Raw genomic sequence first — 16,795 nt, 5'->3', positions numbered from 1 at the left:
GTTTATAATCTGGGCCAATCGAGTACGGTTCGTTTTTTCGTTTTCGATCCGGAAACACAATAAAGCGGGCGTTGTCCACGAGGCAGCGCCCCGTTCACCCCCGATGTGAGGATGAGATATGGCTGCAACCTTCCCTGACGATATCGATCCGCTGGAAACCCAGGAATGGACCGAAGCCCTGGAGTCCGTGCTGGACGCCGAGGGTGCCGAACGCGCGCACTATCTGCTGGAAACCATGGTTGAACGCACCCGTCGCCGCGGCGCGCACCTGCCGTTCGACGCAACCACCGCTTATCAGAACACCATCCCCGTGGGCAAAGAGCAGAAGTCCCCGGGCAATCATGAGATGGAGCACCGCATCCGCTCTATCAACCGCTGGAACGCCGCGGCCCTGGTGCTGCGCGCCGGCAAGAAAAACCTGGAGCTGGGCGGCCACATCGCCTCCTTCCAGTCTTCCGCCACTCTCTACGATGTGGGCTTCAATCACTTCTGGCGCGCCCCCAACGACGAGCAAGACGGCGATCTGATCTATTTCCAGGGCCATATTGCGCCGGGCGTGTATTCCCGCGCTTTCCTAGAAGGCCGTCTGACTGAAGAGCAGCTGGACAGCTTCCGTCAGGAAGTGGACGGCAACGGCTTGTCTTCCTATCCGCACCCGTGGCTGATGGACGACTTCTGGCAGTTTCCCACCGTGTCCATGGGCCTTGGCCCGTTGATGGCCATTTACCAGGCTCGCTTCCTCAAGTATCTGGAAAGCCGCGGTCTGGCCCGCACCCCGGGCCGCAAGGTCTGGTGCTTCTGTGGCGACGGCGAAATGGACGAGCCGGAATCCCTCGGCGCGATCGCGCTGGCGGCCCGCGAAGGCCTGGACAACCTGATCTTCGTCATCAACTGCAACCTGCAGCGTCTGGACGGACCGGTGCGCGGCAACGGCAAGATCATCCAGGAACTGGAAGGCGACTTCCGCGGTTCCGGCTGGAACGTCATCAAGGTAGTGTGGGGCAGTCGTTGGGACCCGCTTCTGGCCATGGACACCAAGGGTTTGCTGAAGAAGCGCATGGACGAGTGCGTGGATGGCGATTACCAGACCTTCAAATCCAAGAACGGCGCCTACGTTCGCGAACATTTCTTCGGCAAATACCCGGAGCTGCGCGAAATGGTGGCCAATATGTCCGACGACGAGATCTGGGCGTTGAACCGCGGCGGTCATGATCCGCACAAGGTGTACGCCGCGTATCACGAGGCCACCCACAACGCCAACGGTCGTCCCACCGTGATCCTGGCCAAGACCATCAAGGGTTACGGCATGGGTTCCAGCGGCGAAGCGCAAAACATCGCTCACCAGGCCAAGAAAATGGATCTGGACAGCCTGCGCAAATTCCGCGACCGCTTCGGTATCCCGATCTCCGATGAAGATCTGCCGAACGTGCCGTACTACAAGCCGGCCGAAGACAGTCCGGAAATGAAATACATGCGTGAACGCCGCGCCGCGCTGGGTGGTTTCCTGCCGTCCCGCCGTCCGGTGAAGGCGCCGCTGGCCGTGCCGGGCCTGCACGTGTTCGACAGCCAGCTGGGCGACTCCGGCGAGCGCGAGTACTCCACCACCATGGCCTTTGTGCGCATGCTGGGCACGCTGCTCAAGGACAAGAACATCGGCAAGCAGATCGTGCCCATCGTGCCGGACGAGTCCCGCACCTTCGGCATGGAAGGCATGTTCCGCCAGTACGGCATCTGGTCCAGCCAGGGTCAGAACTACGTACCGCAGGATGCCGACCAATTGATGTTCTACAAGGAATCCAAGGACGGCCAGATGCTGCAGGAAGGCATCAACGAGCCGGGCGCGATGTCCTCGTGGATTGCCGCAGCCACCAGCTACGCCAACCACGGCATCCCGATGATTCCGTTCTACATCTATTACTCGATGTTCGGCTTCCAGCGCATCGGCGATCTGGCCTGGGCTGCCGGTGACATGCGCGCCCGCGGTTTCATGCTGGGCGGTACGGCTGGTCGCACCACGCTGAACGGCGAAGGTTTGCAGCACGAAGACGGCCACAGCCATATCCAGGCTGGCCTGATTCCCAACTGCGTGTCCTATGACCCGACCTTCTCCTACGAGCTGGCCGTGATCCTGCAGGACGGTCTGCGCCGCATGTACGGCGAGCAGGAAGACATCTTCTATTACATCACCCTGATGAATGAGAACTACACCCACCCGGCCATGCCGCAAGGCGCCGAGCAGGGCATCATCAAGGGCATGTACCTGCTGAAAGACGGCGGCGACGCGCAGGTGAAGGTGCAGCTGATGGGCTCCGGCACCATCCTGCGCGAAGTGATGGCCGCCGCCGATCTGCTGCGCAACGATTTCGGCATCGCTTCGGACATCTGGAGCGTCACTTCCTTCAACGAACTGCGCCGCGACGGCATGGAAGCCGCCCGCTTCAACCTGCTGCATCCGGCCGAGCCAGCCAAGCAGAGCTTCGTCGAGCAGCAGTTGTCCGGTCGCAGCGGCCCGTTTATCGCCGCCACCGACTACATCCGCAACTACGCCGACCAGATTCGCGAATACGTGCCGGGTCGTTACGTGGTGCTGGGCACTGACGGTTTCGGTCGCTCCGACAGCCGCGCCAAGCTGCGCGAGTTCTTCGAGGTGGACCGCTACTACGTGGCGCTGGCAGCGCTGTCCGCGCTGGCCCGCGAAGGCAAGATCGACGCCGCGCGCGTGCAGGATGCCATCGCCAAGTACGGCATCAACGTGGACAAGCTGCCGAGCTGGAAGGCTTAAGCAAGCATGGTCAGCCGGTTGGCCGAAAGGCTGCCGGCCGCTGTTACCGATACCGGCGGCGCGCTGCGGCGCGCCTCGCCCCGCAAGGATGTGGATAAGCCATGAGCAAGCTGATTGAAATGAAAGTGCCCGACATCGGTGGGCACAACAATGTAGACGTGATCGAAGTGTTCATCGCTCCGGGTCAGACCGTGGCCGTGGACGATAGCCTGATCACGCTGGAAACCGACAAAGCCACCATGGAAGTGCCCGCCGACCAGGCCGGCGTGGTGCGCGAAGTGAAGGTCGCCGTTGGCGGCAAGGTGTCCGAAGGCGATGTGATCGCCCTGATCGAAGTGGGCGCCAGCGCCGAAGCGCCGGCGGCACAAGCCGCGCCGGCCGCCGCCCCTGTTGCCGCCGCCCCGGTTGCAGCGCCGGCAGCGGTTGCCGCCGCGCCTGCGGTTGCCGCCGCGCCTGCGGCTGCCGGCCGCGTCGATATCGTGGTGCCGGACATCGGTGGCCACAACGGCGTGGATGTGATTGAAGTGGCCGTGAAGGCGGGCGACATGATCAGTGTAGACGACAGCCTGATCACGCTGGAAACCGACAAGGCCACCATGGAAGTGCCCGCCACCGCAGGCGGCAAGGTGCTGGAAGTGAAAGTGAAAGTGGGCGACAAGGTCAGCCAGGGCGATCTGATCGTCGTGGTGGAGGCCGTTGGCGCAGCCGCAGCCGCCCCGGTGGCCGCTGCAGCGCCTGCTCCGGTCGCCGCGCCTGCCGCCGCCGCCCCCGTTGCCGCCGCTGCGCCGGTGGTGGCCAATGTGCCGGCCCCGGTTATCGACGAAGCCGCCTTTTCCAAGGCCCATGCCGGCCCGTCCGTGCGTCGTCTGGCGCGCGAACTGGGTGTGGATCTGGGGCGGGTGAAGGGTTCCGGCCGCAAGGGTCGCATTCTCGATACCGACGTGAAGTCCTTCGTGAAGGGCGTGATGCAGAACCCCGCCACGCTGGCAGCGCCTGCCGCCGCGCCGGCCGGTTCTGGCATGGGCCTGGACCTGCTGCCGTGGCCGAAGGTGGATTTCGCCAAGTTCGGTCCGGTGGAAACCAAGCCGCTGTCGCGCATCCAGAAGATTTCGGGTGCCAACCTCAGCCGCAACTGGGTCATGATTCCGCACGTTACGTTCAACGACGAGTGCGACATCACCGAGCTGGAAGACTTCCGCAAGACTATCGGCAAGGAGTGGGAAAAGTCGGGCCTGAAGATCAGCCCGCTGGCCTTCATCATCAAGGCCGCCGCCGAAACCCTGAAGGCTTTCCCAGCGTTCAACAGCTCGCTGGACGGCGACAATCTAGTGCTCAAGCAGTACTACCACATCGGCTTTGCCGCTGACACGCCGAATGGTCTGGTGGTGCCGGTGATCAAGGACGCGGACAAGAAGGGCCTGAAGGAAATCGCCCAGGAACTGACCACGCTGTCCGGCTTGGCTCGCGAAGGCAAGCTGAAGCCGACCGACATGCAAGGCGCCACCTTCACCATCTCCAGCCTCGGCGGTATTGGCGGCAGCAGCTTCACGCCCATTATCAATGCGCCGGAAGTGGCCATTCTTGGCGTGTGCAAGAGCCAGATCAAGCCGATCTGGAACGGCAAGGAATTCGCGCCGCGCCTGATGTGCCCGCTGTCGCTGTCCTTCGATCACCGCGTGATCGACGGCGCGGCCGCCGCTCGCTTTACCGTGCATCTGGGCAAGCTGCTCTCCGACGTGCGCCGTCTGATCCTGTAAGCACAGGGCGGGGCCCCCGCCGGGGCGCTCCGTCTTGCCATGCGAGAAGCAGGCGGGTTTCCGCCTTGCAGAATCAAGCCCAGACTCGAGGCGGCCGGCCTTGCGCCGGCCCCCAATATTGCGGATGGAAAACCATGAGCAATCTGATTGAACTGAAAGTCCCGGACATCGGCGGCCACAGCAATGTGGACGTGATCGAAGTCTTCGTGAAGCCGGGCGACGTGGTGAGCAAGGACGACAGCCTGATCACCCTGGAAACCGACAAGGCCACCATGGAAGTGCCGGCGGAAGCTGCCGGCGTGGTGAAGGAAGTCAAAGTCGCCGTGGGCGGCAAGGTCAGCGAGGGCGATGTGATCGTCATCGTGGAAGCCGCTGCTGTTGCTGGCGCTGCGCCGGCCGAAGCCAAACCGGTGGAAAGCACCGGCGTGGCCTCCGCCACCACCCAGGCCGGTTTCGCCCCGCAAAGCGCCCCGATCGCCGCCACCCATAGCGGCGGCGCCGACATCGAATGCGATGTGATGGTGCTGGGCGGCGGCCCCGGTGGTTACTCCGCCGCCTTCCGCGCCGCCGACCTTGGCCTGAAGGTGGTCATTGTCGAGCGCTATTCCACCCTGGGCGGCGTGTGTCTGAATGTGGGTTGCATTCCGTCCAAGGCGCTGTTGCACAACGCCGCCGTGATTGACGAAGTCAGCCACCTGGCCGCCAACGGCATCAAGTTCGGCAAGCCGGAAGTGGATATCGACGTCCTGCGCGGCTACAAGGAAAAGGTCATCGGCAAACTGACCGGCGGTCTCGCCGGCATGGCCAAGGCGCGCAAGGTGGAAATCGTGCGCGGCAACGGCCACTTCATCGATCCGCATCATCTCGAAGTGTCGGTCACCACCGGCGCCGGGCGCGAAGAAAGCGGCGAAAAGAAGATCGTCAAGTTCAAGAACGCCATCATCGCCGCCGGTTCCCGCGTGGTGAAGCTGCCCTTCATTCCGAATGATCCGCGCGTGGTGGACTCCACCGGTGCCTTGCAGCTGAAATCCGTACCGGAAAAGATGCTGATCATCGGCGGCGGCATCATCGGCCTGGAAATGGGCACCGTGTATTCCACGCTGGGCGCTCGCCTGGACGTGGTGGAAATGCTGGACGGCCTGATGCAGGGCGCGGATCGCGATCTGGTGAAGGTATGGCAGAAGTGGAACGCGCACCGTTTCGACAACATCATGCTGAACACCAAGACCGTGGGCATCGAGCCCAAGGAAGACGGGGTGTGGGTCAGCTTTGAAGGCGACAGCGCGCCCAAGGAACCGCAGCGCTACGACCTGGTGCTGTACGCTACCGGCCGCGCGCCCAATGGCAAGCTGCTGGGCGCGGAAAACGCCGGCATCGCCGTTACCGACCGCGGTTTCATCCCGGTGGACAAGCAACAGCGCACCAATGTGCCGCACATCTTCGCCATCGGCGACATCGTCGGCCAGCCGATGCTGGCGCACAAGGGCGTGCACGAAGGCCATGTGGCGGCGGAAAACTGCGCCGGCCACAAAGCCTTCTTTGATGCGCGCGTGATTCCGGGCGTGGCCTATACCGACCCCGAAGTGGCGTGGGTGGGTATGACCGAAGACGAAGCCAAGAAGCAGGGCATGAAGGTGGAGAAATCCGTCTTCCCGTGGGCGGCCTCCGGCCGCGCCATCGCCAATGGCCGCGATGAAGGCTTCACCAAGCTGATCTTTGACCCGGCCACCCACCAAGTGATCGGCGGCGGCATCGTCGGCCCGCACGCGGGCGACATGATCGGCGAGATTTGCCTGGCCATCGAAATGGGTTGCGATGCGGAAGACGTCGCCAAGACCATCCACCCGCACCCCACCATGGGCGAGTCCATCGGCATGGCGGCGGAGGTGTTCGAAGGCACTTGCACGGACTTGCCGCCGCAGCGCAAAAAGTAGTTGTACTTGCGCCGCCTCGTCAGGGCGGCCATCTCTCTCAGTCTTGCGGCGGGCATTCCCCGCCGCTTTTTTTATTCCGTTCCGTTGCGTTGCAGCGTTGAGTTGGCCGAAGGATGTGCTAGACCGAAGAACGCCTTTCCCATATTGCGGACGTTTGCGTTGTGCCGGCCCCGCCAGGGTTGCGCGCGGCAAAGCCGGCCGCCAAGGAGCGCAACATGGTTTTCACGCCTGTCCGCCTGGCTTCGGCTTTACTGTTCATCGCGCCGCTGGCGCTGGCCTGCAATGGCACGGCCACGCCGGAAACCGCAGCTCAGTTCAATCAGCCGGACATTCACGGCATTGCGGTGTTTCTGCCGGTAGTACTGGAAAACACGGTCGACAGCCCTTTCGCCAACCTCATCAAAACGGTGGGGAAGTATTATCCGGAGGGGCGCATCAGCCTGAGCATAGAGCCGGTGCGGCGGGTGTATCTGGACACCAATGACCAGAATGCGGATTTTCGTTTCCCCATCATGAAAATCCGCGACGGCGCGGACAACCAGACGCCCTACCAGTTTTCCAGCGAGATGCTGGGCAAGGTCACCTTCGTGCTCTACACCAACAAGGCCAAGCAACTGGACAAAGCGGCCCTGCTGGATATGGCCAATCTCAACAAGTACGAGCTGCATGCGCCGCCCACCAACTGGGGTTTTCATACCAATAGCGTGGTGGATCTGGAGCGCTCGCTGAAAATGCTTAATCAGGGACGTATCGACGGCGTGATCTGGGCGCAGGAAGAAGCGGATTATCTGATTCGCAAGCTCAAGCTGGGCAGCATTCACCGGGCGCATTACGACGACTATCCGGACGTGCTGTTCCTGTCCTGCAACCGGCGCGGCGACTTCGTCAACAAGGCCTTGAGCAAGGCGATCGCTGCCGCGCGCGCCAGTGGTGAACTGGCCCGCGCCTATGCGCGGGTACACGGCCCCTACGACAACTGGCAGCCCTGAGACACTGCGTTTTTCCGTCGTCTGGCGAGGGTTGGCCGAAGGAAGATTTCGCGCGGCGGGTGCGAATGAACCTCGCCCACTCGCCAGACGGAACCAGTTTGGATACCATCGGTCGGATTCCCGATGACCGTGACCATGCCGATTTCCACTTCTTCCACCCCGTTTCGCCTTGCCCTGCTGCCGCTACTGGCGGCTGCGCCTGCCATGGCGGCGGTGGACTATCAGGTGGACGTCGCCGCGCCTTCCGGCCTGGCCGACCTGCTCAAGAACAACCTCGAGCTGGTGTCCGCGCAAAAAGATCCCGATATCGACGACTACCAGTTGCGCGCTCTGGTAAAGGAAACCCCGGCCGAGGCTGCCAAACTGCTGGAAACCGAGGGCTACTTCCGTCCCAAAATCAGCATCAGCGAAACCGCTCCGCTGCGCTTCACCGTCAAGGTAGAGCCGGGCGAGCCGGTCATCATCGACGACGTTACCATCAAACTGGACGGCACCATCCGACAGGAAGGCAACTTCCCGGCCCGTCTGGGCGAAGCGCTGGAGGCCTGGAGCCTGCCCATGGGCGCGCCCTACCGGCAATCAGACTGGGACGCCAGCAAACGCGCCGTGGTGCGCGTGCTGACAGCCGACCGTTTTCCACTGGCGCGCATCACCTCCAGCCAGGCGAAACTGGACCCGGAAACCGGCAAGGGCGAGCTGGAGGTGGTTGTGGACAGCGGCCCGCTGGTGCGTTTCGGCAAAATGTCCATCACCGGCAACCAGCGCTATCCGGCCAAAGTGGCGGAGGGCTTGGCGGACTTCAAGGAAGGCGATCCCTACCAGCAGAAAAAGCTGCTGGATTATCAGTCTGCTCTGGAACAGGACGTGCATTATTCCGGCGTGGTGGTCAGCACCGATATGTCGCGGGTGGATGCCGACAATCGCGTGCCGGTGGATGTCAGCCTGACCGAATTCCCGCGCCAGAAGCTGGAGCTGGGCCTGACGTACGATTCTTCCGATGGCCCCGGCGTGCGCCTGGGCTACGACCACTACAATATTTTCCGTCGCGGTTTCACCGGCTCCATGCTGGTGGACTGGAAACAGAACGACAAGAACGTGTCGTTCGGTCTGGGCTTTCCGCGCCAGGCGGACGGTTACTCCCATTCCATCACGTCCCGCTGGAAGCAGACCGACATCCAGGGCATCAAGACCACCTCGGTGGACGCCGGCGCCTGGCGCATCCGTGCGCGCGACAATATCAACGCCCGTTTCGGCATCGAGTTCATTCGCGAGAGCGAGGAAATCGGTTCTACCATCCAGAATGACACCTATGCCTTGCTGGGCGTGTTCGGCTGGACCCAGCGCGCGGTGGACGACACCATGCGGCCGCGCAACGGCCGTCTGCTGGATGTGACCTTGTCCACCACGCTGGGGTCGGCGCTGACCTCCAGCCAGTTTGTGCGCGCCTATTCCCGCGCGGTGGGGTACTGGACGCCGCTGCCCAAGCTGGGCACGTTTGTCGCCCGTTTCGAGGCCGGCCAGGTCTGGACCAAGGACAGCAACGATGTGCCGACTTCCCAGCTGTTCCGCGCCGGCGGAGCAAACAGTGTGCGCGGTTATGAATACCAGAGCCTGGGTTTGCCCGGGCCGAATGGTTCCGTGCTGGGCGGTCGCGTGATCGGCACCGTCTCGCTGGAGTGGCAGATTCCGGTGGCCAAGGACTGGGCCGTGGCGCTGTTCCACGATGCCGGCAATGCCGCCGACAGCTGGCAAACCTACAAGATGGAGCACAGCAACGGCTTGGGCGCGCGCTGGTACAGCCCGGTGGCGCCGCTGTCCTTCGACATCGCCAAGGCGGAGAAAGATGGCCGCCTGCGCTGGAACATGAGCCTGGGGCTGGCGTTCTGATGGCGCAACACACCGACTTGCCCGCTTCCCCTTCGGCCAACCCGCCTGAAGCTCCCGCCACGCCGCCCGCGGCGCGCCCGCGCCGTCGCTGGTTGTGGGTCATGGCCGTCCTGTTTGCCGGCCTGCTGTCGGCCCTTGGCTGGCTCACGGGCAGCGAAAGCGGCTTTGCCTGGTTGTGGACGCAAATGCCCGCGCTTACCGGCAAGGCCTTGTCGGCGCGCGCCGAAGGCACGCTGTGGTCGGGTTTCACCTTGCACGAGCTGCGCTGGCGCAGCGCCGACACCGATCTGGACATCGACCGCGCGCATCTGGACTGGCAACCTTCCGCCCTGTGGCACGGGCGCTTGCATCTGGCCTTGCTGGACGTGGGCAATGTGAAGATGAGCAGCCGGCCCGGACCGAGCAAGCCATCCACCGGCGCGCCCAAATCGCTGGAGTTGCCGCTGAATGTGCAAGTGGACCAGCTCAAGCTGGCCAGCCTGACGCTGTTGCCGTCCGATTTGCGTTTTTACGGGCTGGATCTGGCCTATCGCTATGAAACCGGTCGTCACCAACTGGAGCATGCCCGGTTGCAAACGCCGTGGGGCAATGCCCAGGCAAGCCTGGATCTGGCCGGCAAGGCGCCGTTCGATATTCACGGCGAACTGAAAGCCAACGGCGAGCTGGAGCAAGTGGCGGTGCGGGCGGCGGTTCGCTTGGGCGGCAATCTCAGCCTGCTGGACATCAACGGCGAAGCAGACGGCAAGGGCATACTCGCCGAGGCGCATGGTCAATTGCGACCCTTCGCCATCAATCCCTACAATCGTTTCACCCGGCTTGATCTGCGCGTAGGCGGCGTCAACCCGCATGCGCTGATGCCTGGCTGGCCGCAGGCGCGGCTGGGCTTTGCCGTGCATGCCGAACCGCAGGCCGGTCAGGGCGTGAAAGGCGGCGTCTCGCTCATCAACAATGAGCCGGGTCTGATCTCCGACGGCAAGTTGCCGATAGCGCTGGCGGTGGGCGAATTCAGCGCCGACGACAAGCGCTTGCATCTGGACCGCTTGATGACGCGTCTGATCGATGGCCAGATCGACATCACCGGCAAGGCCGAGCCGGGCTCGCTGGACCTGGCCGCGCTGCTGGAAGGCGTGCGCTTGCGCTCTTTGCACGCCGCCGCGCCGGACGACACCATCAAAGGCACTTTGCGCGTATCCGGGCCGGCCGCCGGACCGGACATCAAGGCCACGCTGTATGGCCGTACCTTGCAGCTGCTTACCCAATTGGGCTTTGCGCAGGACAAGGCCGGCAAAACCCTCTTGCTGCACCAGTTGGATTTCAGCGCCGGCGCGGGTAGCCTGTCGCTGACCGGCAAGCTGGGTCTGGCCGGCAAGCAGGAATTCGAAGTGAATGGCAAGTTGAGTAAGGCGGACCCGTCCCGCGTGTCGCCCTCTTTGCCAGTGGGCGATCTTAACGCCACGCTGAAGGCCAGCGGCCAGCTGGCCAAGCCGCTGTCCGGCAAATTGGCGCTGCAGTTCGCACCCAGCCGTCTTTCCGGCGCGCCGCTGACCGGACAGGCCACGCTGGATCTGCAAGAGCAGCGGCTGCGCCAGTTGCAGGCCGACCTGCGTCTGGCGGACAACCGCCTGCAGGCCAACGGCGCTTACGGCGCGCCCGGCGACAAGCTCAAGCTGACGCTGGACGCCCCCAATCTGGCTTTGCTGGGCAAGGAATTCTCCGGCCTGATCAAGGGGGATGTGGAGCTGGCGGGTACGCCCAAAGCGCCGCTGATCAGTGCCCGTTTGCAGGCCAGCCGGCTGCGCCTGCCCGGCAATCTGGCGGTACAGAGCTTGAATCTGGACGGCAATGTGCAGGCCGATGCCGCCAGCCCCTTCCGTTTGCAGCTGGCGGTTGATGCCCTGCAAGCCGGCGGCTTTGTCGCCGATCAGCTGCGAGCCCAGGCCAGCGGCACCCGTGCGCGGCATCAGCTGCAACTGGATGGCCGCATCCATCTGGCCGATCACCCCTATGGCGTGCAGTTGCTGGCCAGTGGCGGCCTGCCGGCCAATGGGGGGCAATGGCAGGGCATGCTGCAGAAGCTGGAGCTGACGGGCAAGCCGGGGCTGAGCCTGCTCTCGCCGGTGGCGCTGGAGGCCGGCCCGGAGCGCGTGAAGCTGGGCAGCACGCGCCTTGCCTTGCTGGGCGGCAGCCTCAGCCTGAACGAGTTTGTGCGTCAGGCCAATGGCAGCCTCAGCAGTCGCGGCCGCGCCGACGGCATCCGTCTGGCGGAGCTGGCGCCGCTGGTGAGTCTGCCGCTGGAACACAATCTGGTATTTGACGCCAATTGGGATCTCAACCTCAACGGCGCGCACCCGCAAGGTTCGCTGTTGATCAATCGCAGCGCCGGCGACATCAATATCCCGGGCGACAGCGGCCGCACCAGCCCGCTGGGCCTGCGGCAGGCGCGCGTCAATCTGCGCTTTGACGGCGGGCAGGTGCTGTTCGACACGCTGGTGGACAGCCGCTACGCCCGTCTGGACGGCAAGGGCAGCTTGCCGTGGAACAACGGGGTGATCGACGGCCGCACCCCGCTGTCGGCCAGCGCCGCGCTGTCGGTGCCTTCGCTGGGCGACATCGCCAAGCTCGCCTCGCCTTCGCTGGAGTTGGGCGGACAGCTTTCGGCCAACCTGGCGCTTAGCGGGCCGATCGCCCAGCCGCAGGGCAGCGGACTGATTGTCGGCCGCGATCTGATGCTGGCCGACCACAAGACGGGCATCCGCCTGGCTGAAGGGGTGCTGCAGGCGCGGCTGGCCGGCCGCAGCCTGATTCTGGAGCGCCTGCGTTTTGCCGGCGGCAAGGGGGAGGTCACTGCTACCGGCGCACTGGATCTGCAGGCCGACAACCCCAACGTTAATGTGAAGGTAAACCTCGACAAGTTCAGCGTGTTCGACAAACCCAACCGCAAGCTGGTGGTGTCCGGCGGCGCGGAATTGGCGGTGCTGGACAAGAAAATTTCGCTGACCGGCCGCATCCGCGCCGATCAGGGGCGGGTGGATCTGCCCAAATTCGGCGCGCCAAGTCTGGGCGACGATGTGGTGGTGAAGGGGCGTCAGCCGCCCGAGCCTTCCGCCTTCTCCAGCCTGCCGCTGACGGTGGCGCTGGATCTGGACCTGGGCGACCGCTTCCGCTTTGCCGGTCAGGGCCTGGATGTGGACCTCACCGGCGTGGTGAAGGTATCGGCCAACCCCGGCCTGCCGCCGGCGGCGCGCGGTCAGGTGCGGGTAGTGCGGGGCCGTTACAAGGCCTATGGCCAGGATCTGGATATCGAGACGGGCATCATCACTTTCGTCGGCCCGCTGGACAACCCCTTGCTCAATGTGGTGGCCAAGCGCCATTTGTCGCCGGTGGGCGCTGGGGTGGAAGTGTCGGGCAGCGCTAGCGCGCCGCGCATCCGGCTGGTGGCGGACGAGTCGATGTCGGAGAAGGACAAGCTGGCCTGGCTGGTGCTGGGGCACGCCGCCAGCAGCGATCGCGACGACAACGCGCTGGCCGCCGCTGCCGGCTTGATGCTAGCGGGTTCCATCAACGATCAGGTGGGTTTCTTTGATGATCTGGGCCTGACCAGCCGCAAGGAAAAAACGCTGGCGGACGGTTCGGTGAGTCCGGCGGAGCAGGTGGTGACGGTGGGCCGTCAGCTGACGCGCGAGCTGTATCTGGGCTACGAGTACGGCGTCACCAGCGCCGATCAGGCGGTGAAGCTGGCTTATCAGCTGACGCGAAACTGGTCGATGGTGGTGCGGGCCGGCACCAATACCTCGGTGGAATCGCGCTACACCTTGCGTTTTGACTAGCGCCGGGCCCGTTCAAGCCGGGTCTTTCCATTTGCTTCAGCGCGGCCCACAAAAATCAGCTTCACGGCTGAGGCAAGGCGCAACGCAGCATCGGGAATTTTGTTAGCCACTCTTGGCGCCGCTGACAACGCCTCGCGGAGGTCCCGGGCCAAGGCACGCGGGGCAGGCTGCATGGGCAGCATGACAAGGAAGCGTCATGCAGGGGTAGGGGGGGTGTTGGCGGGTGTGGCTTGATGATGCCGCAGCGTTCCTGTTTGCACCCCATCTATCCGACCTTGCCCAGCAAGGGAGCTCCGCTTTCCGACCAGAAGCCGAGAGGGCAATAATCTGACAAAACCGGGCGCAGGCCCGGTTTTGCTTCCCCCCTCCCGGCGCGCCCGCGAGGAGGGTTGGCCGAAGCGGCCGGCCTGCTTGCCGGCGCGCTAAGGCGCAGCAGGGTTCAAACCGATACCGCGGGCAGTTCGCGCAAACGTTGACGCAGCGCGTCGGCCGACAAGGGCGCGCCCATCAGATAACCTTGCATGCCGCCGCAACCCAACTCGGTGAGGAAGGACTGCTGCCGGTCGTTTTCCACGCCCTCGGCCAGGGTATGCATGCCCAAGGCCTTGGCCAGCTGGATGATGGCGGTGACGATCGCCGCGTCGTCGCTGTCTTGCGGCAGATCGCATATGAACGAACGGTCGATCTTCACCGTATCCGGCGCAAAGCGCTTAAGGTAAGCGAGGCTGGAATAACCTGTGCCGAAATCATCCACCGACAAGCGCACGCCCATAGCCTTGAGCACGGCCAGTTGTCGAGCCGCGAAATCGGCGTCTTCCATCAGCGTGCTTTCGGTCACCTCGATTTCCAGCAGATGACCGGGCAGCTGATAGGTTTGCAGGGCGCTGCGCACGGTGTCGATGAAGTCGTGGCGCGCCAGTTGCCGGGCGGAGACATTCACTGCCACCCGCGACAGCGGCAGGCCTTCGGCGCGCCATTCGGCCAACTGGCGGCAGGCGCGCTGCAATACCCACACGCCCAACTCGACGATGATGCCGCTTTCTTCCGCCACGGGGATGAAGCGGCCGGGCATGATCAGGCCTTCCTGCGGGTCCTGCCAGCGCAGCAGGGCCTCGCAGCCCAGCAGCGCCGCGCCGTCCATGTCGTACTGCGGCTGATAGACCAGATACAGCTCGTCGTTCTCCATGGCGCGGTGCAGGCGGTTTTCCAGCTGCATGCGTTCGGCCACTTGCGCGTTCATTTCCCGCGTGTAGAAGCGGAAGGTGTTCCGGCCGTGCGCCTTGGCGTGGTACATCGCCAGATCGGCGTTCATCAGCAAGGTCTGGATATCGTCGCCGTCGTCCGGCATCAGGCTGATGCCGATGCTGCAGCCGACCACTAGCGTGTCGCCATCCAGCCGGAAGGGTTCCTTCATCGCGCGCAGGATGCGTTCGGCCACCTGCGCCGCCTCTTCCGCCTGGCCGACGCTGGGCAGGATCAGCACGAACTCGTCGCCGCCGGTGCGTCCCACGGTGTCCATGTCGCGCACCGAGCCGCACAGCCGCTCCGCCACCTGCTTGAGCAGCAGGTCGCCGTTGTTGTGGCCCAGCGTATCGTTGATGTTCTTGAAGTGATCCAGATCCACAAACATCACCGCCACGCGTCCCTCCTGCAAGGTGGCCATGCGGATGGCGCGTTGCAACCGGTCGTTGATCAAGAGACGGTTGGGCAGGTCGGTGAGGGTGTCGTATTCGGCCAGATGCTGGATGCGCGCCTCATGCTCCTTGCGCTCCGAGATATCGGTGAACAGGGCCACGTAGTGCGAGATATCGCCCTGAGAGTCGGTCAGTACGCTGATATTGAGCCATTCGGGGAAGATCTCGCCGTTTTTGCGGCGATTCCACACTTCACCCGACCACTGCCCGCGCTGGGTCAGTCCTTCCCACATCTGCCGGTAGAAGTGGGGATCGTGGCGGCCGGAGCGCAGCAGCGCCGGGGTTTCGCCCATGACTTCTTTCTCGCTGAAGCCGGTAATCACGCAGAAGGCGTGATTCACCGCCACGATGCGGTTGTCGGCGTCGGTGATGAGAATGGCTTCGTTGCTGGACTCGAACACCTTTGCCGCCAGTCGCAGCTGGTAATCGGCCTGATGCCGCTGGGTGATGTCGCGCGCGGTGGCGCAAAGGAAGCGTTCGTTCTGGTAATGCAGGCCGCTGACCGTTACTTCCAGCTGGCGCACGCCGTCCGCGCACTGCATGGCTACTTCGAAAGTGTGCGGCAGGCGGGCTTCGGGATAGGCAAACAGCGTTTCGGCCAACACCTGCCGGCGGTCCTGATTGTCTGCGAGACTCTCCAGCGCCGCCCGGTTGGCGTAAACCAGCTCGCCCTCGGCCCGGCGCAAGGCCACCATATCGGTGGCGTTGTCGATCATGAAGTGACTGAGGCGCAGCTCGCGCGCGCTGGCTTCCAACTCTTGATGGCTCTGGCTCAGATCAGCTTGGTACCGCGCCACCATGGCGTTCATCCAGCGCACGAAAAACCAGGAGAAGGCGCCGGCGGCCAGCATGGCCAGCAGGGTCATCAACAGAATGGTGGAGACGCGGCGCAGCAGCTGCTCGTCAAGCTCCCGCCGCGCTTTTTCGCTGTCGTCCAGAATGGATTGCACATGCAGGCTGGTCACCAGCGTCCAGTTCCAGCCCGGCAGTTTTTTGGCATAGGCGAGGTGGGCGGTTTGTTGGCCGGGCCGGTCGTCGCCCGAACTGTATTCGACAAAGCCGCCCTGCTTGCCTTTTTCCATCAGGTCCAGCACCCGCGCGCGGGTGTCGGGCGGCAGGGCCAGGTAGTGCTTGCCCTCGTACAGGGGGTTGGCCGGGTAGAGCAACAATGCGCCGCTGTCGTCGATCACCATGAAGTCGTCGCTGTCCTCGCCCAGCCGCATGCGCGAGAGCAGGGTGAGCGCTTGCTGCTGCAGGCGGCTGTCGACGTTGGCCAGATACTCGCCGCTGCCGATTAGCCAGTCGTAGGGAGCGAAACGGCGCGAATAGGCGATCTTTTCCGACATTTGCCGGGTGCCCGGCAAATACCAGCGGTAGGAGGAAAAGCCCATGCCTTCGCCACTGGCCACCGATTGGATCAGCGTTTTCATGATGTAGCGGCCGCGGTCGTCGCGGTTTTCCAGCAGCGAACTGCCCTCCCGCTCCGGTTGGGTCGGCAGCAACACGCAGTGGCCATCCAGCGTGTCGATGAAAAAGTAGCCTCGGCCATCGAAAAAGCGCAGCGGCCGCAGCGCTTCCACGATCAGTCGTTGAACGCGCGCCTCTGGCAAGCGGCCATGCTCGCGCCGCCAGATGCCGTCGGCCACGGCATAGGCCTGGTCAACCTGTTCTTTGAGTTGCTGCTTGAGAATGTCCGAGGAGTGGTCGCGCAGGGCCAGCAAGGTTTGCGCGCTGTGCTGATTGTAGGATTGCAGATAGTCGCGGGCGCGACGGTAGGCGTCCTGTTCCACCCGGTCTTCGCGGGTGCGGAAATCGCTCCAGCTGGTCAGCAGGAAGTAGCCGGACAGCGTCAGGGCCAGCATGAAAACGATGGCCAGCGTGCCGAATAGCTGCAGCCGCGACAATTTGCCGGAGTTGAGCTCCAT

Annotated in this window: 7 protein-coding genes; 6 read left to right on the top strand and 1 reads right to left on the bottom strand. The window is 63.8% G+C overall.

What is annotated here, in order from left to right; genetic code table 11:
* Positions 1-118 precede the first annotated feature (118 nt).
* The 6 genes from aceE (at position 119) to Q0P52_RS13995 (ending at position 13,176) form a co-directional block, all read left to right on the top strand.
* Positions 119-2,782 carry a pyruvate dehydrogenase (acetyl-transferring), homodimeric type gene (aceE, locus tag Q0P52_RS14020; protein ID WP_293763569.1) on the top strand — a complete coding sequence of 888 codons (2,664 nt, stop codon included), beginning with the start codon at positions 119-121 and terminating at the stop codon, positions 2,780-2,782.
* Positions 2,783-2,883: 101 nt separating this feature from the next.
* Positions 2,884-4,539 (top strand): dihydrolipoyllysine-residue acetyltransferase, encoded by a 1,656-nt coding sequence (gene aceF, locus Q0P52_RS14015; protein WP_293763571.1) that lies wholly within the window; start codon positions 2,884-2,886, stop codon positions 4,537-4,539.
* Between the two features lie 134 nt (positions 4,540-4,673).
* The gene (gene lpdA, locus Q0P52_RS14010; protein ID WP_293763574.1) at positions 4,674-6,473 is read left to right on the top strand and encodes a dihydrolipoyl dehydrogenase; all 1,800 of its coding nucleotides are present in this window, start codon (positions 4,674-4,676) and stop codon (positions 6,471-6,473) included.
* Between the two features lie 215 nt (positions 6,474-6,688).
* A complete protein-coding gene (locus Q0P52_RS14005; RefSeq protein WP_293763577.1) occupies positions 6,689-7,462 on the top strand; it encodes a hypothetical protein in 774 nt (257 codons plus the stop codon).
* A 123-nt stretch (positions 7,463-7,585) separates the two neighbouring features.
* The gene (locus Q0P52_RS14000; protein WP_293763580.1) at positions 7,586-9,349 is read left to right on the top strand and encodes an autotransporter assembly complex family protein; all 1,764 of its coding nucleotides are present in this window, start codon (positions 7,586-7,588) and stop codon (positions 9,347-9,349) included.
* Positions 9,349-13,176 (top strand): translocation/assembly module TamB domain-containing protein, encoded by a 3,828-nt coding sequence (locus Q0P52_RS13995; protein WP_293763583.1) that lies wholly within the window; start codon positions 9,349-9,351, stop codon positions 13,174-13,176. The genes Q0P52_RS14000 and Q0P52_RS13995 overlap by 1 nt, the downstream gene beginning before the upstream one ends.
* Before the next feature lie 439 nt (positions 13,177-13,615).
* Here Q0P52_RS13995 and Q0P52_RS13990 read toward each other — a convergent pair whose 3' ends face one another.
* Positions 13,616-16,795 carry an EAL domain-containing protein gene (locus Q0P52_RS13990; protein ID WP_293763586.1) on the bottom strand — a complete coding sequence of 1,060 codons (3,180 nt, stop codon included), beginning with the start codon at positions 16,793-16,795 and terminating at the stop codon, positions 13,616-13,618.

The organism is uncultured Aquitalea sp., assembly GCF_945957525.1.
Classification (GTDB): domain Bacteria; phylum Pseudomonadota; class Gammaproteobacteria; order Burkholderiales; family Chromobacteriaceae; genus Aquitalea.
This window is presented reverse-complemented; position numbering and strand designations above follow the sequence as displayed.

What these genes read in the sequence shown, in the direction of transcription:
- aceE (WP_293763569.1), top strand. Translation starts at nt 119, where the DNA reads ATGGCTGCAACCTTCCCTGACGATATCGATCCGCTGGAAACCCAGGAA.
- aceF (WP_293763571.1), top strand. Translation starts at nt 2,884, where the DNA reads ATGAGCAAGCTGATTGAAATGAAAGTGCCCGACATCGGTGGGCACAAC.
- lpdA (WP_293763574.1), top strand. Translation starts at nt 4,674, where the DNA reads ATGAGCAATCTGATTGAACTGAAAGTCCCGGACATCGGCGGCCACAGC.
- Q0P52_RS14005 (WP_293763577.1), top strand. Translation starts at nt 6,689, where the DNA reads ATGGTTTTCACGCCTGTCCGCCTGGCTTCGGCTTTACTGTTCATCGCG.
- Q0P52_RS14000 (WP_293763580.1), top strand. Translation starts at nt 7,586, where the DNA reads ATGACCGTGACCATGCCGATTTCCACTTCTTCCACCCCGTTTCGCCTT.
- Q0P52_RS13995 (WP_293763583.1), top strand. Translation starts at nt 9,349, where the DNA reads ATGGCGCAACACACCGACTTGCCCGCTTCCCCTTCGGCCAACCCGCCT.
- Q0P52_RS13990 (WP_293763586.1), bottom strand. Translation starts at nt 16,795, where the DNA reads ATGGAGCTCAACTCCGGCAAATTGTCGCGGCTGCAGCTATTCGGCACG.